This is a genomic window from Streptomyces sp. NPDC060049 (assembly GCF_042736715.1).
Lineage (GTDB): Bacteria > Actinomycetota > Actinomycetes > Streptomycetales > Streptomycetaceae > Streptomyces.
On the sequence record NZ_JBHWVV010000018.1, the window covers coordinates 1 to 23,919 of the forward strand.

The 23,919-nt window shown below is 71.3% G+C and carries 23 protein-coding genes; 4 read left to right on the forward strand and 19 right to left on the reverse strand.

The features are described 5' to 3' along the window. Window positions 1–46: 46 nt before the first annotated feature. The 14 genes from nusB to ACFWBY_RS28730 all read right to left on the reverse strand — a co-directional run bounded on the left by nusB (window position 47) and on the right by ACFWBY_RS28730 (window position 13,100). On the reverse strand, window positions 47–484 hold the full coding sequence (gene nusB / locus ACFWBY_RS28665; RefSeq protein ID WP_385409721.1) for a transcription antitermination factor NusB: 438 nt from the start codon (window positions 482–484) through the stop codon (window positions 47–49). Between the two features lie 2 nt (window positions 485–486). Further along, complete coding sequence (gene efp, locus ACFWBY_RS28670; RefSeq protein ID WP_385339928.1) at window positions 487–1,053, reverse strand: elongation factor P; 567 nt, start codon at window positions 1,051–1,053, stop codon at window positions 487–489. A 59-nt stretch (window positions 1,054–1,112) separates the two neighbouring features. Beyond that, window positions 1,113–2,222, reverse strand: a complete 1,110-nt coding sequence (locus ACFWBY_RS28675; protein ID WP_385339930.1) for a M24 family metallopeptidase — start codon at window positions 2,220–2,222, stop codon at window positions 1,113–1,115. Between the two features lie 94 nt (window positions 2,223–2,316). Beyond that, a complete protein-coding gene (locus ACFWBY_RS28680; RefSeq protein ID WP_385339932.1) occupies window positions 2,317–3,066 on the reverse strand; it encodes an AAA family ATPase in 750 nt (249 codons plus the stop codon). Window positions 3,067–3,217: 151 nt separating this feature from the next. Continuing rightward, a complete protein-coding gene (gene aroB, locus ACFWBY_RS28685) occupies window positions 3,218–4,309 on the reverse strand; it encodes a 3-dehydroquinate synthase (RefSeq protein ID WP_385339934.1) in 1,092 nt (363 codons plus the stop codon). Then, the gene (locus tag ACFWBY_RS28690; RefSeq protein ID WP_385340002.1) at window positions 4,306–4,788 is read right to left on the reverse strand and encodes a shikimate kinase; all 483 of its coding nucleotides are present in this window, start codon (window positions 4,786–4,788) and stop codon (window positions 4,306–4,308) included. The genes aroB and ACFWBY_RS28690 overlap by 4 nt, the downstream gene beginning before the upstream one ends. 44 nt (window positions 4,789–4,832) lie before the next feature. Beyond that, on the reverse strand, window positions 4,833–6,017 hold the full coding sequence (gene aroC / locus ACFWBY_RS28695; RefSeq protein WP_385339936.1) for a chorismate synthase: 1,185 nt from the start codon (window positions 6,015–6,017) through the stop codon (window positions 4,833–4,835). A 132-nt stretch (window positions 6,018–6,149) separates the two neighbouring features. Further along, on the reverse strand, window positions 6,150–6,341 hold the full coding sequence (locus ACFWBY_RS28700) for a hypothetical protein (RefSeq protein ID WP_385339938.1): 192 nt from the start codon (window positions 6,339–6,341) through the stop codon (window positions 6,150–6,152). Between the two features lie 34 nt (window positions 6,342–6,375). Further along, complete coding sequence (locus tag ACFWBY_RS28705) at window positions 6,376–7,200, reverse strand: shikimate dehydrogenase (RefSeq protein WP_385339940.1); 825 nt, start codon at window positions 7,198–7,200, stop codon at window positions 6,376–6,378. A 6-nt stretch (window positions 7,201–7,206) separates the two neighbouring features. After that, complete coding sequence (gene mltG, locus ACFWBY_RS28710) at window positions 7,207–9,012, reverse strand: endolytic transglycosylase MltG (RefSeq protein ID WP_385339942.1); 1,806 nt, start codon at window positions 9,010–9,012, stop codon at window positions 7,207–7,209. Between the two features lie 125 nt (window positions 9,013–9,137). After that, window positions 9,138–9,608: a Holliday junction resolvase RuvX gene (gene ruvX, locus ACFWBY_RS28715; protein ID WP_214948206.1), complete on the reverse strand. Its 471-nt coding sequence runs from the start codon at window positions 9,606–9,608 to the stop codon at window positions 9,138–9,140. 2 nt (window positions 9,609–9,610) lie between these two features. Further along, window positions 9,611–12,280: an alanine--tRNA ligase gene (alaS, locus tag ACFWBY_RS28720; protein WP_385339944.1), complete on the reverse strand. Its 2,670-nt coding sequence runs from the start codon at window positions 12,278–12,280 to the stop codon at window positions 9,611–9,613. After that, the gene (locus ACFWBY_RS28725; RefSeq protein WP_385339946.1) at window positions 12,280–12,654 is read right to left on the reverse strand and encodes a DUF6167 family protein; all 375 of its coding nucleotides are present in this window, start codon (window positions 12,652–12,654) and stop codon (window positions 12,280–12,282) included. The genes alaS and ACFWBY_RS28725 overlap by 1 nt, the downstream gene beginning before the upstream one ends. An 8-nt stretch (window positions 12,655–12,662) precedes the next feature. Beyond that, the gene (locus tag ACFWBY_RS28730) at window positions 12,663–13,100 is read right to left on the reverse strand and encodes a DUF948 domain-containing protein (RefSeq protein ID WP_385339948.1); all 438 of its coding nucleotides are present in this window, start codon (window positions 13,098–13,100) and stop codon (window positions 12,663–12,665) included. A 169-nt stretch (window positions 13,101–13,269) separates the two neighbouring features. On the opposite strand from ACFWBY_RS28730, the gene ACFWBY_RS28735 reads away from it, so the two are divergent. Further along, window positions 13,270–15,543, forward strand: coding sequence for an ATP-binding protein (locus ACFWBY_RS28735; RefSeq protein WP_385339950.1), 2,274 nt, complete (start codon window positions 13,270–13,272; stop codon window positions 15,541–15,543). Between the two features lie 27 nt (window positions 15,544–15,570). Here the strand turns inward: ACFWBY_RS28735 and rpsD are convergent, their stop codons facing one another. After that, entirely contained in the window at window positions 15,571–16,182 is a 612-nt protein-coding gene (rpsD, locus tag ACFWBY_RS28740; RefSeq protein WP_008740451.1) for a 30S ribosomal protein S4, read from the reverse strand. A 55-nt stretch (window positions 16,183–16,237) separates the two neighbouring features. Here rpsD and ACFWBY_RS28745 point away from each other — a divergent pair, with 55 nt between their 5' ends. Continuing rightward, window positions 16,238–17,167, forward strand: a complete 930-nt coding sequence (locus ACFWBY_RS28745; RefSeq protein WP_385339952.1) for a DUF2470 domain-containing protein — start codon at window positions 16,238–16,240, stop codon at window positions 17,165–17,167. An 82-nt stretch (window positions 17,168–17,249) separates the two neighbouring features. Here the strand turns inward: ACFWBY_RS28745 and ACFWBY_RS28750 are convergent, their stop codons facing one another. From ACFWBY_RS28750 to ACFWBY_RS28765, 4 genes are all read right to left on the reverse strand, one after another. Next, window positions 17,250–18,602: a replication-associated recombination protein A gene (locus ACFWBY_RS28750; RefSeq protein ID WP_385339954.1), complete on the reverse strand. Its 1,353-nt coding sequence runs from the start codon at window positions 18,600–18,602 to the stop codon at window positions 17,250–17,252. 124 nt (window positions 18,603–18,726) lie between these two features. Then, window positions 18,727–19,347 carry a vitamin K epoxide reductase family protein gene (locus ACFWBY_RS28755; protein ID WP_385339956.1) on the reverse strand — a complete coding sequence of 207 codons (621 nt, stop codon included), beginning with the start codon at window positions 19,345–19,347 and terminating at the stop codon, window positions 18,727–18,729. A gap of 193 nt (window positions 19,348–19,540) precedes the next feature. Further along, on the reverse strand, window positions 19,541–20,800 hold the full coding sequence (gene hisS, locus ACFWBY_RS28760) for a histidine--tRNA ligase (RefSeq protein ID WP_385339958.1): 1,260 nt from the start codon (window positions 20,798–20,800) through the stop codon (window positions 19,541–19,543). Window positions 20,801–20,810: 10 nt separating this feature from the next. Further along, the gene (locus ACFWBY_RS28765; protein WP_385339959.1) at window positions 20,811–21,524 is read right to left on the reverse strand and encodes an MBL fold metallo-hydrolase; all 714 of its coding nucleotides are present in this window, start codon (window positions 21,522–21,524) and stop codon (window positions 20,811–20,813) included. Window positions 21,525–21,677: 153 nt separating this feature from the next. Here ACFWBY_RS28765 and ACFWBY_RS28770 point away from each other — a divergent pair, with 153 nt between their 5' ends. Together ACFWBY_RS28770 and ACFWBY_RS28775 are read left to right on the forward strand one after the other, a co-directional pair. Beyond that, window positions 21,678–22,460 (forward strand): peptidylprolyl isomerase, encoded by a 783-nt coding sequence (locus tag ACFWBY_RS28770; RefSeq protein WP_385339961.1) that lies wholly within the window; start codon window positions 21,678–21,680, stop codon window positions 22,458–22,460. 190 nt (window positions 22,461–22,650) lie between these two features. Next, window positions 22,651–23,880: a DUF349 domain-containing protein gene (locus ACFWBY_RS28775; protein ID WP_385339963.1), complete on the forward strand. Its 1,230-nt coding sequence runs from the start codon at window positions 22,651–22,653 to the stop codon at window positions 23,878–23,880. Window positions 23,881–23,919: the final 39 nt, after the last annotated feature.

Sequence of the window (23,919 nt, forward strand, 5' to 3'; positions counted from 1 at the left end):
GCGCGCGTGCGCTGCGGGCCCTCCGTCCACGCCGGACCGGCGCGTATCAGCTCTCGCTGCGACGCAGCTTCGGCTTGAGGTCCTTGAAGCGGCCGAGCAGTCCGTTCACGAACGAGGGCGACTCGTCCGTGGAGAACTCCTTGGCCAGCTGGACGGCCTCATCGATCGCCACGGCGTCCGGGGTGCCGTCCACCCAGATCAGCTCGTAGGCGCCGAGGCGCACGATGTTCCGGTCCACGACCGGCATCCGGTCGAGGTCCCAGTCCACCGCGTAGGTGGCGATCAGATCGTCGATGCGGTCCACCTTGTCGGCGTACCCCTCGACGAGCTCCATGGTGAACTCGTTCACCGAAGGCTGTCGGTCGGTGTCCGACCGCGAGTGGCGGATCCAGTCCGCGAGGACCTCGCGCACGGACACCCCGCGCTGGTCGGCCTCGAACAGGATCTGGAAAGCGCGCTTGCGCGCGTTGCTCCGGGCAGCCACGGTTAGCCGTTCACCCGGCCGAGGTAGTCGCTGGTGCGGGTGTCGACCTTGACCTTCTCGCCGGTGTTGACGAAGAGGGGGACCTGGATCTCGTGGCCCGTCTCCAGCGTCGCCGGCTTGGTGCCGCCGGTGGAGCGGTCGCCCTGGACGCCCGGGTCGGTGTGCTGGATGACCAGCTCGACGGCGGCCGGGAGCTCGACGTAGAGCACCTCGCCCTCGTGGCGGGCCACGGAGGCGGTCATGCCCTCGATGAGGAAGTTGGCGGCGTCGGCGACGGCCTTCTTGTCGACCATGAGCTGGTCGAAGTCCTCCATGTCCATGAAGACGAAGTACTCGCCGTCCATGTACGAGAACTGCATGTCGCGGCGGTCGATGGTGGCGGTCTCGACCTTGGTGCCGGCGTTGAACGTCTTGTCGACGACCTTGCCGGACATGACGCTCTTCAGCTTGGTGCGCACGAAGGCCGGGCCCTTGCCGGGCTTGACGTGCTGGAACTCGACGACGGACCAGAGCTGGCCCCCGTCGAGCTTCAGCACCATGCCGTTCTTGAGGTCGTTCGTGGAAGCCACGGTGTGGGAATCTCCTGCACTGGAAGACCACGGGTGCGCGCACAGCCCGGCGGTACGGGCTAGAGCGCGAGCAGCTCCTTGGTCGTAATGGTGAGTAGCTCGGGACCGCCGTCCGCCTCGGGGCGTACGACGAGCGTGTCATCGATCCGGACACCGCCCCGGCCCGGGAGGTGAACCCCCGGTTCGACGGTGACCGGCACGCAAGCGTCCAGTTTACCCATGGCCGTAGGTGCAAGCTGCGGGTCCTCGTCGATTTCGAGACCGACTCCGTGTCCGGTCCACGCCGCGACGGCCTCGCCGTGACCAGCGGAGTCGAGCACGGAGCGGGCGGCGTGATCCACGTCTCGGTACGCGGCCCCCGGCAGCAGTGCCTCCCGGCCCGCCCGCTGGGCTGCGAAGACGAGGTCGTACAGCTCGATCTGCCACTCCGCGGGGGTCGTGCCGATCACGAAGGTGCGGCCGATCTCGCAGCGGTACCCGCGGTAGTTCGCGCCGAGGCAGACGGAGAGGAAGTCGCCCTCCTCCACCCGGCGGTCGGAGGGCCGGTGCCGGGAACGGCCGGAGTGGGGGCCCGTGCCTACGGAGGTCGGGAAGGCCGGGCCGTCGGCCCCGTGGTCCACGAGGCGGCGTTCCAGTTCGAGGGCGAGGTGCCGCTCGGTGCGGCCCACCAGGATCGATTCCAGCAGTTCGCCGAGGGCCTGGTCGGCGATCTCGGCGGCGATCCGCAGGCAGGCGATCTCCTGCTCGTCCTTGACGAGGCGCTGCTGCTCGACGGCGCTCCCCAGGTCGGCGAGGCGCAGTCGGGGGGCCACGGAGCGCAGCGCGCGGTGGCGGCCCACGGTGATGTGGTGCTCCTCGACGGCGAGGGAGTCGGCGTGCGCGCCGGCGGCCAGGTCGGCGGCCGCGACGGCGGGATCCGCGCCGGGGCCCGCCAGCACACAGAGCCGCAGGTTCCCGTCGAGCCGTCCCTCGTCGGCCTCCCCGGAGGGCTGCCCGGCGCAGAACAGCATGTCCTCGCCACCGGGTCCGACCAGCAGGACGGCGCCCGGCGGCGCGGCCCCGGAGAGGTAGCGGACGTTCGCCGGACGCGTGATGAGTGCGGCGGCGTTTCCGGCGGCCGCACAGCGGTCGCGAAGCAGGCCCCGGCGGGCCGCGTACACGTCTGACATGTTTCCGAGCCTACGAGCGCTTCGCGCATCCGGCCCGGCGAGCGGAGCCGTACGAGGTCGCGGGAGGGGTGGAGTCCCGGGCGCCCGGGACGGCTCAGTAGGCCGGGGCCGAGATGGCGCGGGCCAGGGTCTCGTCCAGGGCGCGGGCGGTGCCCTCGACGTCGAGGTGGGAGTTGTCGATGATCGGCAGCCCGGATCCGTACCAGCCGGCCATGCGGCCGTGGATGCGCGCGACCTCCTCGTCGGAGAGCCGCCGGTTCCCGGAGCGGGCCGCGTTGCGCTCCAGGACGATCTCCAGGCCGGGCAGCAGGACGACCGGCAGCAGCGCGGGACCGACGTGGCGCTTCCAGCCGCCGAGGCCCACGACCGGGCGGTCCGGGAACACGGCGTCGTCGAGGATGCAGGAGATGCCGTTGGCGAGGAAGTTGCGGGCGGCGAAGCCGCAGGTGCGGCGGGCGAGGCGGTACTGGGCCTCGGAGTGGTCGTTCCATCCGGCCTGCGGGTCCGCGAAGCCGGAGCACACCCATTCCCGCACGTCGTCGAGGCTGACGTGCGCGGTGGGGACGGGCCGGGTGCCCGCCCAGTGGCGGGCCACGGTGGTCTTGCCCGCGCCCGCGGGACCGATCAGCAGTACCGCGAGGGTGGCCCCGCCGGTGCCCGGGGCGGCGGGCGGCAGCGGTATGTGCCCGGTGGCGGCGTCCTGGGGCCCCGGCGCGGGCGCGGCCCCGGAGGGCGCGGCCGGTACGGGCCAGCCCTGCGCCGGGGGCGCCTGCGGGTGCGGGGGCGCCGCGGGGTGCCGGCTCCCCGGCGGCTCCCAGCTCCCGCCCGCCACTCCATGCTCCATCCGCTGCCACTCCGTCCCGTTCCAGCCCGACTGATGCGAGAACGTTATATGACCCGAGGGGCTGGTCGGGCACGCGGTCGCACGGTTGTCCGGGCGGTGACGTTCGGAGGTCACGACCTGGCCGGGCCCGGTCGTGACCTCACGGGACGGGTCAGGCCGTGACTTCCCCGAAGGCCGCCACGAGGACGGCCGGGTCCGGGCCCTCCAGGACGGTCGGCTTGGCCAGCCCGTCCAGGACGATGAAGCGCAGCAGGTCGCCACGGGACTTCTTGTCGAGCTTCATGGTCTCGAGCAGCTTGGGCCACTGGTCGCCGCGGTAGGTCAGCGGCAGCCCCACCGAGGCCAGGACCGCCTTGTGCCGGTCGGCCGTCGCGTCGTCGAGGCGGCCCGCCAGCCGGCCGAGCTCGGCCGCGAAGACCATGCCGACGGAGACGGCGGCGCCGTGCCGCCACTTGTAGCGCTCGTTCTTCTCGATGGCGTGCGCGAGGGTGTGCCCGTAGTTCAGGATCTCCCGCAGCCCCGACTCCTTGAGGTCGCTGGAGACCACGTCCGCCTTGACCTGGATGGAGCGGCAGATCAGCTCGGCCGTGTGCGGGCCGGCGGGCGTGCGGGCCGCCTCCGGGTCCGCCTCGATGAGGTCGAGGATCACCGGGTCGGAGATGAATCCGGCCTTGATGATCTCGGCGAGGCCGCTGACGTAGTCGTTGACGGGCAGCGACTCCAGCGCCGCCAGGTCGCAGAGCACGCCGGCCGGCGGGTGGAAGGCGCCGACGAGGTTCTTGCCCTCGGCGGTGTTGATGCCGGTCTTGCCGCCGACGGCCGCGTCCACCATCGCCAGGATGGTGGTCGGTACGGCGATCCAGCGCACCCCGCGCAGCCAGGAGGCGGCGACGAAGCCCGCGAGATCGGTGGTGGCTCCCCCGCCGACGCCGACGATGGCGTCGGTGCGGGTGAAGCCGGACTGGCCCAGGGCCTTCCAGCAGTACGCCGCCACCTCGGCCGTCTTGGCCTCCTCGGCGTTCGGCACCTGGATGGCGACGGCTTCGTAACCCTGGGCGGCGAGGTCGTCGCGCAGTGCCTCACCGGTCGAGGCGAGGGCCTCGGGGTGGATGACGGCCACCCGCCGGGCCTTCGTGCCGATCAGGGAGCCGAGCTCGCCCAGCAGCTGCCGGCCGACCAGCACCTCGTACGCGTCGTGTCCGGCGCTCGCGCCGACCTGGATCCGCGTCACCTGGTCTGTCATGCGTTCTTCAACTCCAGAGCGTCGAGGACCGCCTGTGCGACCTCTTCGGGGGTGCGGTCGTCGGTGGTCACCACGACACGCGCGACTTCGTTGTACAGGGGGCGCCTGGCCTCCATGAGCTCGCGCCACTGGCGGCGCGGATTGACGGCGAGCAGCGGGCGCGCGGCGCCGAGGCCCACGCGCCGGACGGCTTCCTCGACGTCCATCGAGAGGTAGGCGACGGGCAGCCCGGTCAGCAGCCGCCGGGTCTCCTCGTCGAGGACGGCGCCGCCGCCGAGTGCGAGCACTCCGTCGTGCCCGGCGACGGCGGCCGCGACCGCCTCCCGCTCCAGCTCGCGGAAGTACGTCTCGCCCTCGTCCACGAAGATGTCGGAGATCGCCCGGCCCTGGGCCGCCACGATGTCGGCGTCCGTGTCCCGGTAGGAGACGCCGAGGCGCCGTGCGATCAGCTCGCCCACGGTGGACTTGCCGGACCCCATGGGGCCGACGAGTACGACCAGGGGGCCGGCTGCGGGTGCGGGGGTCACCGGATCTGCAGGTTGTCGAGGTACGAGCGGACGTTGCGGCGGGTCTCCGGGACGGAGTCGCCGCCGAACTTCTCCACGACGGCGTCGGCCAGCACCAGGGCGACCATGGCCTCGGCGACGATGCCCGCGGCGGGCACGGCGCAGACGTCGGAGCGCTGGTGGTGGGCCACCGTCGCCTCGCCGGTGGCCACGTCCACGGTCGCGAGGGCCTTCGGCACGGTCGCGATCGGCTTCATCGCGGCCCGTACGCGCAGCAGCTCACCGGTCGTCAGACCGCCCTCGGTGCCGCCGGAGCGGCCGGAGGTGCGCTTGATGCCCTCGGGGGTGGAGACGATCTCGTCGTGCGCCTGCGAGCCGGGCACGCGGGCCAGGTCGAAGCCGTCACCGACCTCCACGCCCTTGATGGCCTGGATGCCCATGAGCGCGGCCGCGAGGCGCGCGTCGAGGCGGCGGTCCCAGTGCACGTGCGAACCGAGGCCGACGGGAACCCCGTAGGCGAGGACCTCGACGACGCCGCCGAGGGTGTCGCCGTCCTTGTGGGCCTGGTCGATCTCCGCGACCATCGCCTTCGACGCGTCGGCGTCGAGGCAGCGCACCGGGTCGGCGTCGAGCTTCTCGACGTCGGCGGGGGTCGGGTAGACGCCGTACGGGGCCTTGGCGGCCGCCAGCTCCACGACGTGGGAGACGATCTCGATGCCCGCGACCTCCTTGATGAAGGAGCGGGCGATGGCGCCGAGGGCCACGCGGGCGGCGGTCTCACGGGCGCTGGCGCGCTCCAGGATCGGCCGGGCCTCGGAGAAGCCGTACTTCTGCATGCCCGCGAGGTCGGCGTGGCCGGGGCGGGGGCGGGTCAGCGGCGCGTTGCGGCCGGTTTCCTTGAGCAGCGAGGGGTCGACCGGGTCGGCCGACATGACGGTCTCCCACTTGGGCCACTCGGTGTTGCCGATCATGACGGCGACCGGCGACCCCTGCGACAGCCCGTGGCGAACGCCGCCGAGGAAGGTGATCTCGTCCTGCTCGAACTTCATCCGGGCACCGCGGCCGTAGCCGAGTCGGCGCCGGGCCAGGTGTTCGGCCACCAGCTCCGTGGTGACCGGGACGCCGGCGGGAAGACCCTCCAGCGTCGCCACCAGCGCCGGGCCGTGCGATTCTCCGGCCGTCAGCCAACGCAACCTGCTCAACGATGCTCCTCATGCTCGCGCCTGATCCAGCGACGGCGCGATCGGGTGCGCGGCCCGGACCCGCCGTACCTGATCCTCCCATGTCCGGACGGGTATACCGGGCCCCGGTCCAGCTATCGGACGCCTTGTCCGTCAGGTGACCTGGTCACGGCGCTGCCGGAGCCGGGTGACCACTGCCCACAGGGCGACGGAGCCGAGGATTCCGAAGATGGTCGCCTTTGCCCAGACGGGCAGGCCGCCGAAAGCCACCCTGAGTGCGGTGACGACGGCGAAGGGGACGTCCCACTTCGACGCGAGTACCAGGCCCGCGACTGTCCCACCCATACCGCCCCCAAGATCAACTATGCGGGCGGAAAGCCTACCGGGCGGCCAGCGCCCTCTCTCCGGCGGCCCTCATGGCGGCGAGCGGGCCCGGGGTACGGCCGGTCATCTGCTCGACCTGGATCACCGCCTGGTGGACCAGCAGGTCCAGGCCGCCGAGGAGCTTGCCGCCGCGGCCCGACCACGCGGCGGCCAGCGCGGTGGGCCACGGGTCGTAGAGGACGTCGAAGAGCGTGCCCGGCCCGGCGGGCACGGAGCCGGCCAGCTCGTCGGTGGCACCGGCCGGGGTGGTCGCGATGACCAGCGGCGCGGCCAGCGCCTCGGCCGCCCGCGACCAGTCGGCCGTGCGGACGTCCACGCCGAGCCGCTCGCCCCACTCGCGCATCTCGGCGGCGCGGGCCGACGAGCGTACGTACGCGGTCACCTCACCGGAGCAGATCCGCGCGAGCGCGGCGAGCGCCGAGGAGGCGGTGGCGCCGGCGCCGAGGATGGCGGCCGACTCCACCTTGGCCACGCCCTGCTCACCGAGGGCGCAGAGCAGGCCCGGGATGTCGGTGTTGTCGCCGACGCGGCGGCCGTCCTCGGTGAGGACGACCGTGTTGACCGCCTCGACGGAGGCGGCGGTGTCGCTGATGCCGTCGAGCAGCGGGATGACCGCCCGCTTGAGCGGCATGGTCAGCGACAGCCCGGCCCACTCGGGGCCGAGCTGAGCCATGAACCCGGGGAGCGCGGCCTCGTCGATCTCGAAGCGGTCGTAGGACCAGTCGTCGAGGCCGAGCTCCTGGTACGCGGCGCGGTGCAGCACCGGCGAGAGGGAGTGCTCGATGGGCGAACCCAGCACCGCGGCCCGTATCCGTGACATGTCCTGCTACCCGCCGTTCTTCTGCTTCTGTCGTTCCTGGAACTCGGCGACGAGCTTCAGGTGCTCATCGTAGGTCTGGGTGAAGGTCGTCTTGTCACCGTCGACCGACACGAAGAACATCCAGCCGCCGTGGTCCGGGTCGAGCGTGGCGGTCAGCGCCTCCAGGCCCGGGTTCCCGATCGGGCCCGGGGGCAGTCCCGCAACGTTGTGCGTGTTGTACGGATGGACGAACGCCTTGGCCTCGGTGAGGTTGAAGTTGATATCGGTCGTGCCCTTGACGTAGTTGTACGTCGAGTCGAACTGCAGCTTCCGGTTCGTGACGTCATTGGTCTTCTTGAGGCGGTTGTAGACCACCTCGGCCATCTTCCGGAAGTCGTCGTGGTTCTTGCCCTCGGCGTTGACGAGGCTGGCGACCGTGATCACCTGGAGCGGGTTGCTCAGGCCCAGGTCCTTGGCCTTGCCCTCGACCCCGAGCTCCGTGTACTTGTCGGTGGCGTTCTTGACCATCTGCTTGAGCAGGGACTCCGGCGTGCTGTCCTTGGTCAGGTCGTAGCGCATCGGGTACAGGAAGCCCTCGAGCGGGTCCATGAGCTTCGGGTCGTTGTTCGCCCACGCCGGCAGGCCCAGGTTCTTGGCCTCCTTGAAGGCGATGTCCTTGGTGGTGCCCGCCGGTTTTTCGAGCTTCTTGTCGATCGCGTCGTAGACCTTGGTGTTGCGCATGCCCTCCGTGATGGTGAGCACGTGCAGCTTGGAGGGGTCGGTCATGACCTCGACCGCCGAGGCGGCCGACATCTTCTTCTTGAGCGGATAGACGCCGGGCTGGATCTTCTTGCCGTCGGGGTTGGCGTTCGCAGCGTCGACGAACGCCTGGGCGCTCGCGACGACGCCCTTCTCCTTCAGGATGCGGCCCATCTGGCCCAGGCCCGCACCCTTGGGGATCTCCACGTCGACGGTCTCGTCGATGCCGGAGCCCGCGAAGTCCGCGGCCGCGCCGAACTTGTCCTTCAGGTAGGTGTAGCCGTAGTAGCCGCCACCGCCGAGCACGCCCACGATGACCACGGCCGCGATGAGGCAGGCCATGCCGCTTCGCTTCTTCGGCTTGCCGCCGGAACGGCCCGAGCGTCCGCCGCCGGACTCGTCGTCGTCACCGTCGTCGCCGCCACCACCGAGGAAGGAGCCCCCGGCCTCGTCGGCCTCGACCTCTTCCTCCTGCACCCGCTCATCGGGTTCCAGGTGCCGCCGGCCCGGGGGGCGCGGCGGCGGGAAGGCGTCGGGAGTGCCGTAGAGGTCGGGGGCCTCGCCGGGGTAGCCGCCCGCGTGCTGTTGTGCGTACGGCTCCGCGCCCGCGTACGGGTCGGCGGTCTGCACGGCCTCCGCGTACGGGTCGGCGGTCTGCACGGCCTCCGCGTACTGGGGTGCGAATCCGGCGTTCGGGTCGAAACCGCGGTTCTGGTCCGGGCCGACCGGGATCTGGCCGGTGTCCCAGCCCTGGCCCCCGTACGTCTCCTGCTGCTGCTGGTACTGCTGCTGCGCCTGCTGCTGGTACTGGACCTGCTGCTGGTACTGCGGCTCCTGCTGGTACTGCGGATACGGCTGCTGCTCCTGGTACTGCTGGTACTGCTGCTGCTCCTGGTACTGCTGCTGGTACTGCGGCTGCTGCTGGTGCTGCGGCTGCTGCGGATACGGCTGCTGGCCATCGACGTAAGGCACATGACCCTGCTGGGCCTCGTGCCCGGTCCACCCCTGGTCCCCGTACTGGGGCTCCTCGGGGTGCCACGGTTCGGAGCCAGGGCCCCGGCCATACTCAGTCATCGATCCCCTAGCGCGCCGCAGGGCGTTGGCCGCGGCTCCGTCCGCCGCGACACCCGGTTCCGCCTCTTGGTGGGCGACGGCTGTTCGAATGCCGTCACTTCGCGCGGAACGTTACCGTATCGCGATCAGACAACCACTTCGACGCACTCGCCGGGCGGATTACCTGATACCCGTTCGGTCTCCAGAGCGTTCTGAAGGATCACCACGGCGGCCGCCTGGTCGATGACCGAACGGCCCTTCTTCGCGTTGCGTCCCGAGGCCCGCAGCCCCTGGGCGGCGGTGACCGTCGTCATCCGCTCGTCCACCAGACGCACCGTCACGGGCTTGATGCCCTTGGCGAGTTCCGTGGCGAAGGCGCGGCACTTGGCCGCGGCCGGCCCCTCCCGCCCGCTGAGCGAGCGGGGCAGGCCGACCACCACCTCGATGGGGTCGTACTCCTCGACGAGCTGCCGCAGCCGCCGGTGGGCGAAGGGAATGTCCCGGCCCGGCACCGTCTCCACCGGTGTGGCCAACACCCCGTCGGGGTCGCACGAGGCGACCCCGATCCGGGCGTCCCCGACATCGATGGCCAGGCGGCGGCCGCGGCGCAGTGTCATCGTCAGGCCGTCTCTACGACGAGGCGCTCGACGGCGCTGATGGCCTCCGGGATGGCGGCCGGGTTCTGGCCGCCGCCCTGGGCGACGTCCGGCTTGCCGCCACCGCCGCCGCCGAGGGTCTTGGCGGCCGTACGGACCAGGTCGCCGGCCTTGAGCCCGCGCTCGCGGGCCGCCTCGTTGGTGGCGATGACGGTCAGCGGGCGGTCGTTCGCCGTGGTGAACAGGGCCACGACGGCCGGGCGGTCTCCCTGGATGCGGCCGCGGACGTCGAGGACCAGCTTGCGCAGGTCGTCGGCGCCGGTGCCGTCCGGCACCGTGCCCACGACGAGGGCGATGCCGTGGATGTCCTGGGCGTTGGCGGCGAGGCCGGCGGCGGCCTGGAGGACCTTCTCCGCGCGGAACTTCTCGATCTCCTTCTCGGCGTCCTTCAGCTTGCCGAGCATGGAGGCGATCTTCTCCGGCAGCTCCTCCGGGCGGCCCTTGACCAGCTCCTGGAGCTGGGCGACGACCGTGTGCTCCCTGGCGAGGAAGTTGTAGGCGTCCACACCGACGAGGGCCTCGACGCGGCGCACGCCGGAGCCGATGGAGGACTCGCCGAGCAGCTTCACCAGGCCCAGCTGGGCGGTGTTGCCGACGTGGGTGCCGCCGCACAGCTCCTTGGAGAAGTCGCCGATGGTCACGACGCGCACGCGCTCGCCGTACTTCTCGCCGAACTCGGCGATGGCGCCCTGCTTCTTCGCCTCGTCGATGCTCATGATCTCGGCGGTGACGTCGAGCTCGCGGGAGAGCACGTCGTTGATCTTCTGCTCGACATCGGTGAGGACCGTGCCGGGAACGGCGTTCGGCGAGCCGAAGTCGAAGCGGAAGCGGCCCGGCGAGTTCTCCGAACCGGCCTGGGCGGCCGTGGGGCCGAGCGCGTCGCGCAGCGCCTGGTGGGTCAGGTGGGTGGCCGAGTGGGCGCGGGCGATGGCCCGGCGGCGGCTCACGTCGATGGCGGCGTACGCGGAGGCGCCCACCGTCACCTCGCCGACCTGGACGGATCCCTTGTGCACGGAGACGCCCGGGACCGGCTGCTGCACGTCGCGGACGACGATGACGGCGCCCGAGTCGAGCTTGATGCGGCCCTGGTCGGCGAGCTGGCCGCCGCCCTCGGCGTAGAAGGGGGTGCGGTCCAGGACGACCTCGACCTCGTCGCCCTCGGAGGCGGCGGGCGCGGAGAGGCCGTTGACCAGGAGGCCGACGATGGTGGACTCGCCCTGGTTGGTGGCGTAGCCGGTGAACTCGGTGGCGCCGGCGCCGTCGGCGATCTCCCGGTAGGCGGACATGTCCGCGTGGCCGGTCTTCTTGGCCTTGGCGTCGGCCTTGGCCTTGTCCCGCTGCTCCTGCATGAGGCGGCGGAAGCCGTCCTGGTCCACGGCGAGGCCCTGTTCGGCGGCCATCTCCAGGGTCAGGTCGATCGGGAAGCCCCAGGTGTCGTGGAGCAGGAACGCCTTGTCGCCGGCCAGGACCGTGCCACCGGTGGCCTTGGTCTCGGTGATGGCGGTGTCGAGGATGTTCGTGCCGCCGCGCAGGGCCTTCACGAAGGCGGCCTCTTCGGCGAGCGCGACGGTCTCGATGCGCTTGCGGTCGGTGACCAGCTCCGGGTACTGCTGCCCCATCGTGTCGATGACGACGTCGACGAGCTCCTGGATGACCGGCCCGGTGGCGCCCATGAGGCGCATGTTGCGGATGGCGCGGCGCATGATGCGGCGCAGCACGTAGCCGCGGCCCTCGTTGCCGGGGGTCACGCCGTCGCCGATGAGCATGGCGGAGGTGCGGATGTGGTCGGCGACGACGCGCAGCGAGACGTCCGTGCCCTGGGCGGCGCCGTACCGCACGCCGGTCAGCTCGGTGGCCTTGTCCATGACCACGCGCAGGGTGTCGGTCTCGTACATGTTCTGTACGCCCTGCAGGATCATGGCGAGGCGCTCGAGACCGAGACCGGTGTCGATGTTCTTCGACGGCAGGTCGCCGAGGATCGGGAAGTCTTCCTTCCCGTCGCCCGCGCCGCGCTCGTACTGCATGAAGACCAGGTTCCAGATCTCCACGTAGCGCTCGTCGTTGACGGCGGGGCCGCCCTCGACGCCGAACTCGGGACCGCGGTCGTAGTTGATCTCCGAGCAGGGGCCGCAGGGACCCGGGACGCCCATGGACCAGAAGTTGTCCTTCTTGCCCAGGCGCTGGATGCGCTCGGCCGGGACGCCGATCTTGTCGCGCCAGATGGCCTCGGCCTCGTCGTCGTCGAGGTAGACCGTGATCCAGAGCTTCTCCGGCTCCAGGCCGTAGCCGCCGTCCGCCACGGAGCTGGTGAGCAGCTCCCAGGCGTACTTGATGGCGCCTTCCTTGAAGTAGTCGCCGAAGGAGAAGTTGCCGCACATCTGGAAGAACGTGCCGTGGCGGGTGGTCTTGCCGACCTCTTCGATGTCCGGCGTACGGACGCACTTCTGCACGCTGGTGAGCGTGGGCGCCGGAGGCTTGACCTCACCGAGGAAGTACGGCTTGAACGGCACCATGCCGGCGGGCACCAGCAGCAGAGTCGGGTCGTCCGCGATGAGCGACGCCGAAGGGACAACGGTGTGACCGCGCTCCTCGAAGAAGCTCAGCCAGCGGCGGCGGATTTCAGCCGACTCCATCAGTGGTCCTCATTCCGGTTGTACGAATCCGCCGCCGGGCGCGAGCGGTACGTGGTGGTCTGGTCGTGCTTGTCGTGCGGGTCGTGCCCCAGGGACCGCAGCCGCCGCGGCCCGGGAAGGGCGGTGACGCTGCCGGGCCGGTCGGGGTCCTGGTGGAGGCCCAGTGCGTCGTTCAGCTCGTCCTCGCGCTGCGACATTCCCGCCTTGACGTCGAGGGCGAAGTCCTTGAGGCGGTGGCCCGCCTCGAGCGCCTTGTCGGCGGCTTGCGCGGCGAGGCTCTCCGGGGTCAGCTTCTTGAGCTGACGGTTGACCTTGGTGGTGGCCCACACGCCGGCGGCTGCGCCGGCGGTGAACCAGAAGGCTCGGCGGAACATCGGAGGTCTCAGCCCTTCTGCTTCCGGCGCCGGGGCGCCGGCACCGTACGGCCGACGATCACGGTTCGCCGGGTCGTCTTGCGCGGCGCGTCCTGTGCGGCGTCGCCCTTGCCCAGCGCCTTGCGGACGCCGTAGGCGAAGGCCGCGACCTTGACGAGCGGGCCGCCGAAGGTCGACGCCACGGTGGAGGACAGCGCGGAGGCGTTGGAGGTGACTTCCTGGACGTCGCTCGCGATGGCGTCGACCCGGTCCAGCTGGGTGCGCGCGGAGCGGACGGTGGTGGAGGCGTCCGCGAGCAGCGGAACTGCCTGGTCGGTCACCTCGGCCACCAGCTTGGTGGTCGCCTTGAGCACCTGGGCCAGCCTCACCAGCACCACGGCCAGGAAGGAGACCAGGATGGCCCAGAAGACGGCCACGAGGATCCCGGCCACCTCTCCACCGGTCACGTCACACCGCTCTCTACACATCGTTCATCAAGCGAAAAAGTCGTCCTCCGACCCTATCGCGCCGGAGATCCGCCGCAGTACCGGAATTCGGCGGCCGCGCTCGTGCGGGGCGGCCGGGCCGTGGCCCGCCTTGTACGCAGAGCATCCGGACCAGTACCCTCCGTGTCCCATGCGACAGAGACCCATTCCCCGAAGGACTCCGGGCAATCTTCCCTCGGACCTGAGCGGGTTCGTCGGGCGGGGTGTCGAACTGGCCGGGCTGGAGCGACTGCTGGGGTCCTCGCGGCTGGTCACCGTGACCGGCGCCGGCGGCGTCGGCAAGTCCCGGCTGGTCCTGGCCGCGGCCAGGGCCGCAGCGCGGGCGGCGGACCGCGCGGCGGATCAGACGGATCCCGCGGACCCCGCGTCGGCGGCCGAGACCGCCGGCCCGCCGCAGGAACGCTACTGCGACGGCGTGTGGCTGGCCGAGCTGTCCTGCGTACGGGATCCGGCGCTACTGGAACTGACCGTCGCCGAGGCGCTCGGGCTGACCGACCACACCACCCGGCCGACCCGGACGGTCCTCACCGAACATCTGGCCGAGAGGCGAATGCTGCTGGTCCTGGACGGTTTCGAGCAGCTGGTCGACGAGACCGCCGCCCTCGTACGGGACCTCCTGCGCGGCTCCCCCGGCCTGCGGGTGCTCGCCGCCGGCCGGCGCCCGCTGACCCTCGACGGCGAGCTGTCCTGGCCGCTGGCCCCGCTGGAACCGGACGAGGCCCTGGCCCTGCTGGTCGACCGGGCCGCGGCGGCCGATCCCTCCTTCACCGTGACGGAGGCCAACCGGAGGGTGCTGGCCGAGCTGTGCGCCCGGCTCGACGGGCTGCCCCTGGCGCTGGAGCTTGCTGCGGGCCGGCTGCGCGCACTGTCCCCTGCGCAGGTGCTGTCCCGACTGGAGGACCGCTTCGCCCTGCTGACGGGCGGCTCGCGCGGAGCGCTGCCCCGCCACCGCGCGCTGCGCACGGCGATCGGCTGGAGCCACGAGCTGTGCACCGCCGGGGAGCGGCTGCTGTGGGCGAGGCTGTCGGTCTTCGCGGGGCAGTTCGACCTGGAAGCCGCCGAGTACGTGTGCGCGGGCCCGGACCTGCCGGTGGAGTCGGTGCTGGACCTGGTCGGGGAGCTGCTGGCGCAGTCCCTGCTGGTCCGGGAGGAGACGGTCGCCGGGGTCCGCTACCGGATGCTGGAGACCGTACGGCTCTACGGGGCGGGCTGGCTGGAGTCGCTGGGCGACGCGGGGCGGCTGCGGCGCAGGCACCGGGACTGGTACATGGGCCTGGCCACCTGGTGCGAACTGGACTGGTTCAGCCCGCGCCAGCAGGAGGTCGCCTCGCTGGTGGAGGCGGAGCTGGCGAACCTGCGGCTCGCTCTGGAGTGCTGCCTCGACGATCCGGACGAGATCCACCTCGGCCAGTACCTGGCGGGGACGCTCTGGTTCTACTGGGCGGGCTGCGGCCGGCTCACCGAGGGTCGGCACTGGCTCGACCGCACCCTGGAGGGCGACCCCGCCGAGCCGGCGGGGTACGAGAGCTCCCGGCTGAAGGCGCTGTGGGTCCTCGGGTACGTCGCCGCCCTGCAGGGAGACGCGGTGGCTTCGATGAGCGCGCTGTACGAGTGCCGGGACGGGGCCGCGCAGAGCGGGAACAAGGTGGCGGGCGCGTACGCGGTGCACCGGATGGGCTGCCTGGCGCTGATCTCGGACGACATGGCGCGGGCCCGCGAGCTGCTGGGCTCGGCGCTGGAGCTCTACCGCGAGGCCGGGGAGCTGAACAGCAACGTCTTGATGTGCCAGGTCGAGCTGGCGATGGCACTGGCCTTCCAGGGCGAGCTTCCGGGGGCGGTCTCGCTGTGCGAGGAGGTCCGGGACATCTGCGCGGAGCGCGGGGAGCGATGGACCAAGGCGTACGCCCTGTACGTGCTGGCTTACGCGGCGCTGGACGCGGGAGGCACGGCCGAGGCGCGGCGGCTGTTGTCGGAGTGCGTGAGCGTCAACCACGTGTTCCGCGACCTGGTCGGGCTGGTTCTGGCGGTGGAGCTGCTGGCGCTGGTGACGGTCGCCGAGGGGCATCCGGCGGAAGCCGCGGTGCTCCAGGGCGCCGCGGAGCCGATGTGGGGCGCGGTGGGGATGCGGCTGTTCGGCTCGGGGTACTTCAACGCTCCGCGGCTGATGTGCCAGGAGCGGTCCGGCGAGCTGCTGGGCGCCGAGCGGTACGCCTCCTGCGCCCGGCACGGGCGGACGCTGGGGGTGGACGCGCTGGTGGAGCGGGCCCTTCGGGGGCCGGAGCCGGCGCCCGCGCCGGCGGGGCCGCTGCCGAGGCCCCGCGCCGACGCCGGCCGGACGATGGGCCGCCCGGGGGCGGAAAGCAGGAAGCCCGCCGGCTCCCCCAAGGGGGAGCCGGCGGGCTGACCAGCCTGTGAGGCTACGTCCGCTGGATCAGCGGGCGTAGTACTCGACGACGAGCTGCTCGTCGCAGATGACCGGGATTTCCTTGCGGTTCGGGTCGCGGTCCAGGCGGAAGGCCAGGGCCTTCAGGTTGACCTGCAGGTAACGGGGGGTCTCGCCCTCGCCTGCGTAGCCACCCTCACGGGCAACCTGGAACGGAACCTTCTCGCGGCTGCGCTCGCGCACCGTGATGACGTCGTCCGGGCGGACACGGAACGACGGCTTGTCGACCTTGTCACCGTTGACCTCGATGTGGCCGTGAACGACCATCTGGCGGGCCTGGTAGATGGTGCGGGCGATGCCCGAACGCAGAACCAGGGCGTCGAGGCGACGCTCGAGCTCGACGACCAGCGCCTCGCCCGTCTTGCCTTCGGCCTTCTTGGCGCGGTCGTACGCGCGGGCCATCTGACGCTCAGAGATGTCGTACTGAGCGCGCAGACGCTGCTTCTCCAGCAGACGAACCTTGTAGTCCGAGTTCTGCTTGCGGCCACGGCCGTGCTCGCCCGGCGGGTAGGGGCGGGCCTCGAAGTACTTGACGGCCTTCGGGGTCAGCGCAATGCCGAGGGCACGCGACTTCTTGACCTTGGGTCGCTTCTGGTTCACGTGGAACCTACCTCCATGTAAGTTAGGTGAGGCTTACCTTAGCGAGGAGGACGTAATGTCTCGACCACATGGGATCCCCCTGCCCAGTGCGCATCGAAGTTCAGATCCAAACGAAACAGGATCTGCTTTCGACGACGATAAGCAAGGTCAGCCGCGTCCCAGGGAAGGCGTTCGGCAGCTCACCGGAGCCGAACGCGTACGAACCCTCGTAGAGTCCAACGCCTCAGTATCCCTCACGATCCCGGGTGCTTTCGACACACTGCGGTCTCTTGACCAGGGAGAGCTCGGAACAGGCGCGCCGGCCGCAAGGACCGTCACACCGGACGGGGACGTGATTCTCCTGGTACCAGGAGAATCCGCGGCTGCCAGGGCAGCCGCTTACGCCCAGGACGACGACCTCACCGCCGTGATCGAGATCACGGATGTGGCGCCGGTGTCCGTGCCCCATCGTATCCGAGGCCGCGCGTGGCTCGCGGGGTGGCTCACTGCGGTGCGCGGGGCCGACGACCGGGCGGCCTGCGCGGCCCTGCTGGCGGAGCGCCACCCGGTCGGCGAGCTCCTCGCGCTGTCCGAGTCGCTCGAAGCCCCGTACTCCGGCCGGCCGGCCTGGACGCTGCTGCGCCTGGAGGTCGGGGAGATCTCCGTGGACGACCTGTGGGGCGCCGAGCACGTGGACCCGGAGCTGATGGCCGCGGCCGAACCCGACCCGCTGGCGGCGCACGAGACCGAGCTCCTCCAGCACCTGGCCACGGCGCACGGCGACCGGATGGCCGACCTCCGCGCGCTGCTCGGCACCCGGGAGGCGCAGGACCTGAAAGCGGTCCCCCTCGCCCTGGACCGCCTGGGCTTGCGGGTGCGCTTCACGCGCGTCGACACGGGGACGCGGCCGGGGCCGGCGTTCGACGCCCGTTTCGACTTCCCGGAGCCGGTGGGCGACGTCCGCGAGCTGCGCCGGGCGATGCGCACCCTGTTCGTCCAGGCTTAAGACCCGGCCCTGGACGGCCCAGGCGCGGGCGCGGGGCCCGGGCCGGCCGCCGGACGCCGGCCGCCGGACGCGGGTCCGCGGGTCAGGACCCCCCGCGCAGCCGCTCGCGCACCTTCTCCACCACGTCCGCGTACCGCGCCTCCGCCCCGTACCGCGTCGGCTCGTAGTACCGCTTGCCGTGCACCGCGTCCGGCGCGTACTGCTGCGCGGCGATCGCACCCGGCACGTCGTGCGGGTAGACGTACCCCACGGCGTGCCCCAGCTTCGCCGCCCCCTTGTAGTGCCCGTCCCTCAGGTGCGCGGGCACGGTGCCGGCCAGCCCGGCCCGCACGTCCGCCAGCGCGGCTCCGATCGCCGTCGTCGCGGTGTTCGACTTCGGGGCCAGGGCCAGCGCGATCGTCACGTGCGACAGGGTCAGCGCCGCCTCGGGGAAGCCGATCATCGCCACCGCCTGCGCCGCCGCCACCGCGAGCGGCAGGGCCGTCGGGTCGGCCAGCCCGATGTCCTCGCTCGCCGAGATCATCAGCCGCCGGGCGACGAACCGCGGGTCCTCGCCCGCTTCGATCATCCGCGCCAGATAGTGCAGCGCCGCGTCCACGTCCGAGCCGCGGATCGACTTGATCAGCGCGCTCGCCACGTCGTAGTGCTGGTCGCCGTCCCGGTCGTACTTGACCGCCGCCCGGTCCACCGCCTCCTCCACCGTCTGGAGGCTGATCTCGGGCTCGCCCTTGGCGATCGCGGAGCCCGCGCCGGCTTCGAGGGCCGTGAGGGCCCGCCGGGCGTCGCCGCCCGCGATCCGCAGCAGGTGCGCCTCGGCGTCGGCCGGCAGGGAGACGGCCCCGCCCAGCCCGCGCTCCTCCGTCAGCGCCCGGTGCATCAGCGCGCTCAGGTCCTCGTCCGTCAGCGGTTCCAGGGTCAGCAGCAGGGACCGCGAGAGCAGCGGGGAGATGATCGAGAAGTACGGGTTCTCCGTGGTCGCGGCGATCAGCGTGACCCAGCGGTTCTCCACGGCCGGCAGCAGCGAGTCCTGCTGCGCCTTGCTGAAGCGGTGGATCTCGTCGAGGAAGAGGACGGTGTCCCTGCCGTAGCCGCCGGCCGCCCGCTTGGCGCCCTCGATGACCGCCCGTACCTCTTTCACGCCGGCCGTGATAGCGGACAGCTCCACGAACCGCTTCTTCGTCGCCTGGCTCACCACGTAGGCGAGCGTGGTCTTGCCGGTGCCCGGCGGACCCCACAGGATCACCGAGGAGGCCCCTGCCGGACCGCCCGCCCCGTCCCCGACGAGCCGCCTGAGCGGCGAGCCGGGCTTCAGCAGGTGCTGCTGGCCCACGACCTCGTCCAGCGTGCGCGGGCGCATGCGGACGGCGAGCGGAGAACTGGAGGGGTCCTTCGCCTGGCGGTCTTCGGCAGCGGCGGTGAAGAGGTCTGGTTCCACACCGGAAGCCTAAGCGAGGCCACCGACAGGGCGGGCCGCGCGAGGACCGCCCTGTGCCGTGGCCGGGGCCCTAGGCCGTCTCTTTCGGATCTTGCCGGGCCCGCCAAGATCCGAAAGAGACGACCTAGCTGGTCCAGAAGTCCCACCAGCGGGTCAGGATCAGCATGCCGATGATCCCGATGTGCAGGACGGGCAGCACCCAGGTGAACTCGTCGAAGAAGGCGCGCAGCCAGCCGGGGGCCGGCAGCAGCCGGTTGCGGACGTTGTGCGAGGTCACGTACCAGAACATGACGATGGTGGCGGCCCAGGCGAGGCAGCACCACAGGCACAGGGAGTTGATGTTGTACAGCGACTGGTACATGAGCCAGGTGCAGAAGCCGACGCCGAAGAGCATCCCGGCATTGAGGGTCAGCCAGTACCAGCGCGGGAAGCGGGCCTGGGCGAGCAGGCTCACGCCGACGCAGACGACGATGCCGTAGGCGACCAGCCCCAGCATCGGGTTCGGGAAGCCGAAGGCGGCCGCCTGGTCGCTCGTCATGATGTTGCCGCAGGAGACGATCGGGTTGAGGCTGCACCCCGGCGTGAAGTTCGGGTCCTCCAGCAGCTTGAACTTGTCGATCGTGATGACCCAGGCGGCGAGCAGCCCCGCGGCCCCTGTGATCACCAGTAGCAGGGCGAGCGCCCGGCTGCCGCCGACCGCCGTCCGCGGCTGCGCGGTGTCCGTGCCGGTCCCTCGTGTCGTCATCCCGCCCGCTCCACATCTGCAAGGTCAACAAGCACCGGCCATTGTGCCGTACTCGACCGGCCGTCCACCGTTCGATGGACATAAGGAGGTGCGCACGGCGGGGCTTGACGGGCGGCCCGGGAAACGCAGGAGGGCGGGGCGGGGAGCGCTCCGCACCGCGGAACCCCCGCACCCGCCCCACCGGCGGTGAGCGTCAGACCAGGCGGGCCCGGACGGTGGCGACCACGTCGGCCAGGGCGACCGGGGACTGCTCCCCCGACTCCATGTCCTTCAGCTGGACCACGCCCTCTTCGAGGTCGCGGTCGCCCGCGACCAGCGCGAAGCGCGCCCCGCTGCGGTTCGCGTCCTTCATCGCGCCCTTGAGCCCCTTGCCCCCGTAACTGATGTCCGCCGCGACACCGGCCCGCCGCAGCTCGGTCACCAGACCGAAGAGCACCGGCTTCGCCCCGCCCAGCGCCACCGCGAAGACGGAGGTCGCCGAGGGGATGTCCAGTTCGATGCCCTCTGCTTCGAGCGCGAGCACCGTACGGTCCACTCCGAGCGCCCAGCCGACCGACGGGAGCGCCGGTCCGCCGATCATCTCGGACAGGCCGTCGTAGCGGCCGCCGCCGCCGACCGCCGACTGCGAGCCCAGGCCGTCGTGGACGAACTCGAAGGTGGTGCGCGTGTAGTAGTCCAGCCCGCGGACCAGCTTCTCGTCGTCCTCGAAGGCGACCCCGGCCGCCGTCACCAGCGCCCGCACCTCCTCGTGGTACGCCTTGCACGCGTCGCAGAGGTAGTCGCGCAGCATCGGCGCGCCGACCAGCTGCTTCTGTACGTCGTCCCGCTTGTCGTCGAGGACGCGCAGCGGGTTGATCTCGGCGCGGCGCACGGTGTCCGCGTCGAGGTCGAGGCCCCGCAGGAAGGACTGCAGGGCCTCCCGGTACACCGGGCGGCACTCCTTGTCTCCCAGCGAGTTCAGCAGGATGCGGAAGTCGCGCAGCCCCAGCGAGCGGTACGCCTGGTCGGCCAGGATGATCAGCTCGGCGTCCAGCGCCGGGTCCTCGGCGCCGATCGCCTCGGCGCCGACCTGGGAGAAGTGGCGGTAACGGCCCTTCTGCGCCCGCTCGTAGCGGTAGTAGGAGCCGGAGTACCAGAGCTTGACGGGGAGGCCGCCGAGCTTGTGCAGGTTGCCCTGGAGCGCCGCGCGCAGCACGGACGCGGTGCCCTCGGGGCGCAGGGCGAGCTCGTCGCCGCCCTTCGTGGTGAGGGTGTACATCTCCTTGCTGACGATGTCGGTGGACTCGCCGACACCGCGCGAGAACAGCTCGACGTTCTCGAAGCCGGGAGTCTCGATGTATCCGTAGCCGGAGTTCCTCAGGGGCGCCGAGATCGCCTCGCGCACCGCCAGGAACGTGGCGGAGCGGGGCGGCAGCAGGTCGTACGTGCCCTTGGGGGCCTGAAAAGTACTCACGAAACTCTCGTCACATTCCTCGTCGTGGAGCGGCTGTCGGGTCCGCTGCCAGGCCGGCGGCGACCTCCCGCAGGTACGGGTTGGTCGCGCGCTCGCGGCCGATGGTGGTCTGGGGACCGTGGCCGGACAGGACCACGGTCGAGTCGTCGAGCGGCAGGCACACGCGGCCCAGCGACTCGAGGATCTCGGCGTGGGAGCCGCCGGGCAGGTCGGTGCGTCCGATGGAGCCGGCGAAGAGCAGGTCGCCCGAGAAGAACACCGGCGGGATGTCCGCCAGCTCGGGCATCCGGAAGGTCACCGACCCCCTGGTATGGCCGGGCGCGTGCGCCACCGAGAAGTCCATGCCCGCCAGCTTCAGGCCCGCGCCGTCGGTGAGCTCGCGGACGTCGTCCGGCTCACCCACGGTCAGCTCGCCCATGAGCGGCATCCCGATGGAGCGGCCGAGGGCCTTCTCCGGGTCGCTCATCATGTAGCGGTCCTCGGGGTGGATCCAGGCCGGCACGTCGTGCGCTCCGCACACCGGGACCACGGAGGCCACGTGATCGATGTGACCGTGGGTCAGGACGACCGCGACGGGCTTGAGCCGGTGCTTCCTCAGCGTCTCCTCGACACCCTGGGTGGCCTGGTGGCCCGGGTCGATGATGACGCACTCCTCGCCGGCGGCGGGGGCGACCACGTAGCAGTTGGTGCCCCAGGCCCCGGCCGGGAATCCGGCAATCAGCACGTTCGTCCTCAATCGTCGTCCGGTGGGAGGCTGCAGATCGGAATGCTGCTGCTCAGAGCCTACCGGCGCCGCTCATTACACAGCGAACCCATATACGGTACGGCCTATCCCAGCCCGGACAGTGGTATCAAATACGCACAAGGAGACGACCCGGTGGTCACGAGCGATCAGCGGCGGCGCCAGCTCGCCAGGGAGAAGTACGAACGCCAGCAGAAGCGGCGTGCCGAGGCACGGCAGAAGTCGCGCAGGCGCGCGGCCGTGATCGGTGCGGCGGTGGCCGTGGTGGTCGCGACGCTGGTCGGCCTGGTGGTCGGCGGCGTCTTCGACAAGGACAAGAAGGACGAGGCGGCCGACCCGGCCGCGAACCCGTCGGCCTCGCCCACCCCGCAGCAGTCCCCCTCGCCCGCGATGGCGATCGACGCCAAGGCGAAGTACACCTTCGCCCTGAAGACCAGCGCGGGCGACATCGCGTTCGAGATGGACGCGGCGAAGACCCCGCAGACGGTCAACTCGTTCAAGTCGCTCGCCGACAAGAACTTCTTCGACAAGACCAAGTGCCACCGCCTGACGACGAACGGGATCTTCGTCCTGCAGTGCGGTGACCCGCAGGGCACCGGCATGGGCGGCCCCGGCTACACCATCGCCGACGAGAACCTCGACTCGCTCGGCAAGGCCAACGAGCAGGGCCAGGTGATCTACCCGGCGGGCACGGTGGCGATGGCGAACACCGGCCAGCCCGGCTCGGGCGGCAGCCAGTTCTTCCTGGTCTACAAGGACAGCCCGCTCGCCCCGTCGTACACGCCCTTCGGCAAGATCGACGCGGCCGGACTGAAGGTCCTCGAAGAGGTTGCCAAGGCCGGTACGGCCGACGGCGGCCAGGACGGGGCCCCCAAGACCCCCGTGACCATCGAGAAGGGCACCGTCACCCAGAACTGACCAGACCAGGCGCCCCGTGGCCGGCCGGCGTCCCGCCCGTACGTCGATATTCCGTCGTGCTGGATGCGGACAGCCGGCCCGGCGGTCGCCTATGTTGGCGTTGTGCAGGGCGGGCGCGGCCCGCCCCAGGAAACTGTGGACGATGCCCAGGGGGCGAACCCCTCGCAGGGCATCAGGTGGAGGAGGCGCTGTGAGCAGCGACCCGTGGGGCCGAGTCGACGAGACCGGCACCGTGTACGTGCGTACTGCCGATGGCGAGAAGGTCGTCGGCTCGTGGCAGGCCGGCACCCCGGAGGAGGCCCTGGCCTACTTCGAGCGCAAGTACGAGGGCCTGGTGGTCGAGATCGGCCTCCTCGAACGACGGGTGCGGACGACCGATCTGCCCGCCAAGGACGCCCAGACGGCCATCGACCACCTGCGCACGCAGGTGGACGAGCACCACGCCGTGGGCGACCTCGACGCGCTGCGCGTCCGGCTGGACAAGCTCGTGAAGACGGTGGACTCGCGGCGCGAGGAGCGCAAGGCCCAGAAGGCCAAGCAGACGGACGAGGCCCGTGCGGCCAAGGACGCGCTGGTCGTCGAGGCCGAGGAGCTGGCGCAGAGCGACCAGTGGCGCAGTGCCGGTGAGCGGCTGCGGGCGCTGGTGGACATCTGGAAGGGCCTCCCGCGCCTCGACCGCAAGTCGGACGACGAGCTGTGGCACCGCTTCTCGCACGCCCGCTCCGCCTTCTCCAAGCGCCGCAAGGCGCACTTCGCCTCGCTCGACGCGCAGCGCGAGGACGCCCGCAAGGTCAAGGAGAAGCTGGTCGCGGAGGCCGAGTCGCTGTCGAAGTCGACCGACTGGGGTCCGACGGCCGCCCGCTACCGCGAGCTGATGGAGAGCTGGAAGGCCGCGGGCCGCGCTCAGCGCGAGTCCGAGGACGACCTCTGGAACCGCTTCCGCGGCGCCCAGGACGTCTTCTTCGCGGCGCGCAGCGAGGTGTTCGCCGAGCGCGACGCCGAGCAGGTGGAGAACCTGAAGCTGAAGGAGGAGCTGGCCGACGAGGCCGAGAAGCTCGTCCCGATCACGGACCTGAAGGCGGCCCGAGCCGCCTTCCGCTCCCTGAACGAGCGCTGGGAGGCCATCGGCCACGTACCGCGGGACGCCCGTCCCAAGGTCGAGGGCCGCATGCACGCCGTCGAGCGGGCCATCCAGGAGGCCGAGGAGGGCGAGTGGCGCCGTACGAACCCGGAGGCGCGGGCCCGCGCCGCCGGTCTGACGGGCCAGCTGCAGGCGGCGGTCGACAAGCTGCGCGGCCAGATCGACGCCGCGCGCGCGGCGGGCAACGACGCGAAGGCCGACAAGCTGTCCCGGGAGCTGGAGGGCCGTGAGGCCCTGCTGGACCAGGCGCTGAAGGGCCTCGAGGAGTTCGGCGGCTGATACTCGGCCGCCCCCGAACGCGGAAGGGCCCCGGTACGG

What these genes read in the sequence shown, in the direction of transcription:
- ACFWBY_RS28700 (WP_385339938.1), bottom strand. Translation starts at nt 6,341, where the DNA reads ATGGGTGGGACAGTCGCGGGCCTGGTACTCGCGTCGAAGTGGGACGTC.
- ACFWBY_RS28745 (WP_385339952.1), top strand. Translation starts at nt 16,238, where the DNA reads ATGTCTCGACCACATGGGATCCCCCTGCCCAGTGCGCATCGAAGTTCA.
- ACFWBY_RS28735 (WP_385339950.1), top strand. Translation starts at nt 13,270, where the DNA reads ATGCGACAGAGACCCATTCCCCGAAGGACTCCGGGCAATCTTCCCTCG.
- mltG (WP_385339942.1), bottom strand. Translation starts at nt 9,012, where the DNA reads ATGACTGAGTATGGCCGGGGCCCTGGCTCCGAACCGTGGCACCCCGAG.
- ACFWBY_RS28675 (WP_385339930.1), bottom strand. Translation starts at nt 2,222, where the DNA reads ATGTCAGACGTGTACGCGGCCCGCCGGGGCCTGCTTCGCGACCGCTGT.
- ACFWBY_RS28690 (WP_385340002.1), bottom strand. Translation starts at nt 4,788, where the DNA reads ATGGGGTCCGGCAAGTCCACCGTGGGCGAGCTGATCGCACGGCGCCTC.
- ACFWBY_RS28705 (WP_385339940.1), bottom strand. Translation starts at nt 7,200, where the DNA reads ATGTCACGGATACGGGCCGCGGTGCTGGGTTCGCCCATCGAGCACTCC.
- alaS (WP_385339944.1), bottom strand. Translation starts at nt 12,280, where the DNA reads ATGGAGTCGGCTGAAATCCGCCGCCGCTGGCTGAGCTTCTTCGAGGAG.
- ACFWBY_RS28725 (WP_385339946.1), bottom strand. Translation starts at nt 12,654, where the DNA reads ATGTTCCGCCGAGCCTTCTGGTTCACCGCCGGCGCAGCCGCCGGCGTG.
- ruvX (WP_214948206.1), bottom strand. Translation starts at nt 9,608, where the DNA reads ATGACACTGCGCCGCGGCCGCCGCCTGGCCATCGATGTCGGGGACGCC.
- aroB (WP_385339934.1), bottom strand. Translation starts at nt 4,309, where the DNA reads ATGACAGACCAGGTGACGCGGATCCAGGTCGGCGCGAGCGCCGGACAC.
- ACFWBY_RS28680 (WP_385339932.1), bottom strand. Translation starts at nt 3,066, where the DNA reads ATGGAGCATGGAGTGGCGGGCGGGAGCTGGGAGCCGCCGGGGAGCCGG.
- ACFWBY_RS28755 (WP_385339956.1), bottom strand. Translation starts at nt 19,347, where the DNA reads ATGACGACACGAGGGACCGGCACGGACACCGCGCAGCCGCGGACGGCG.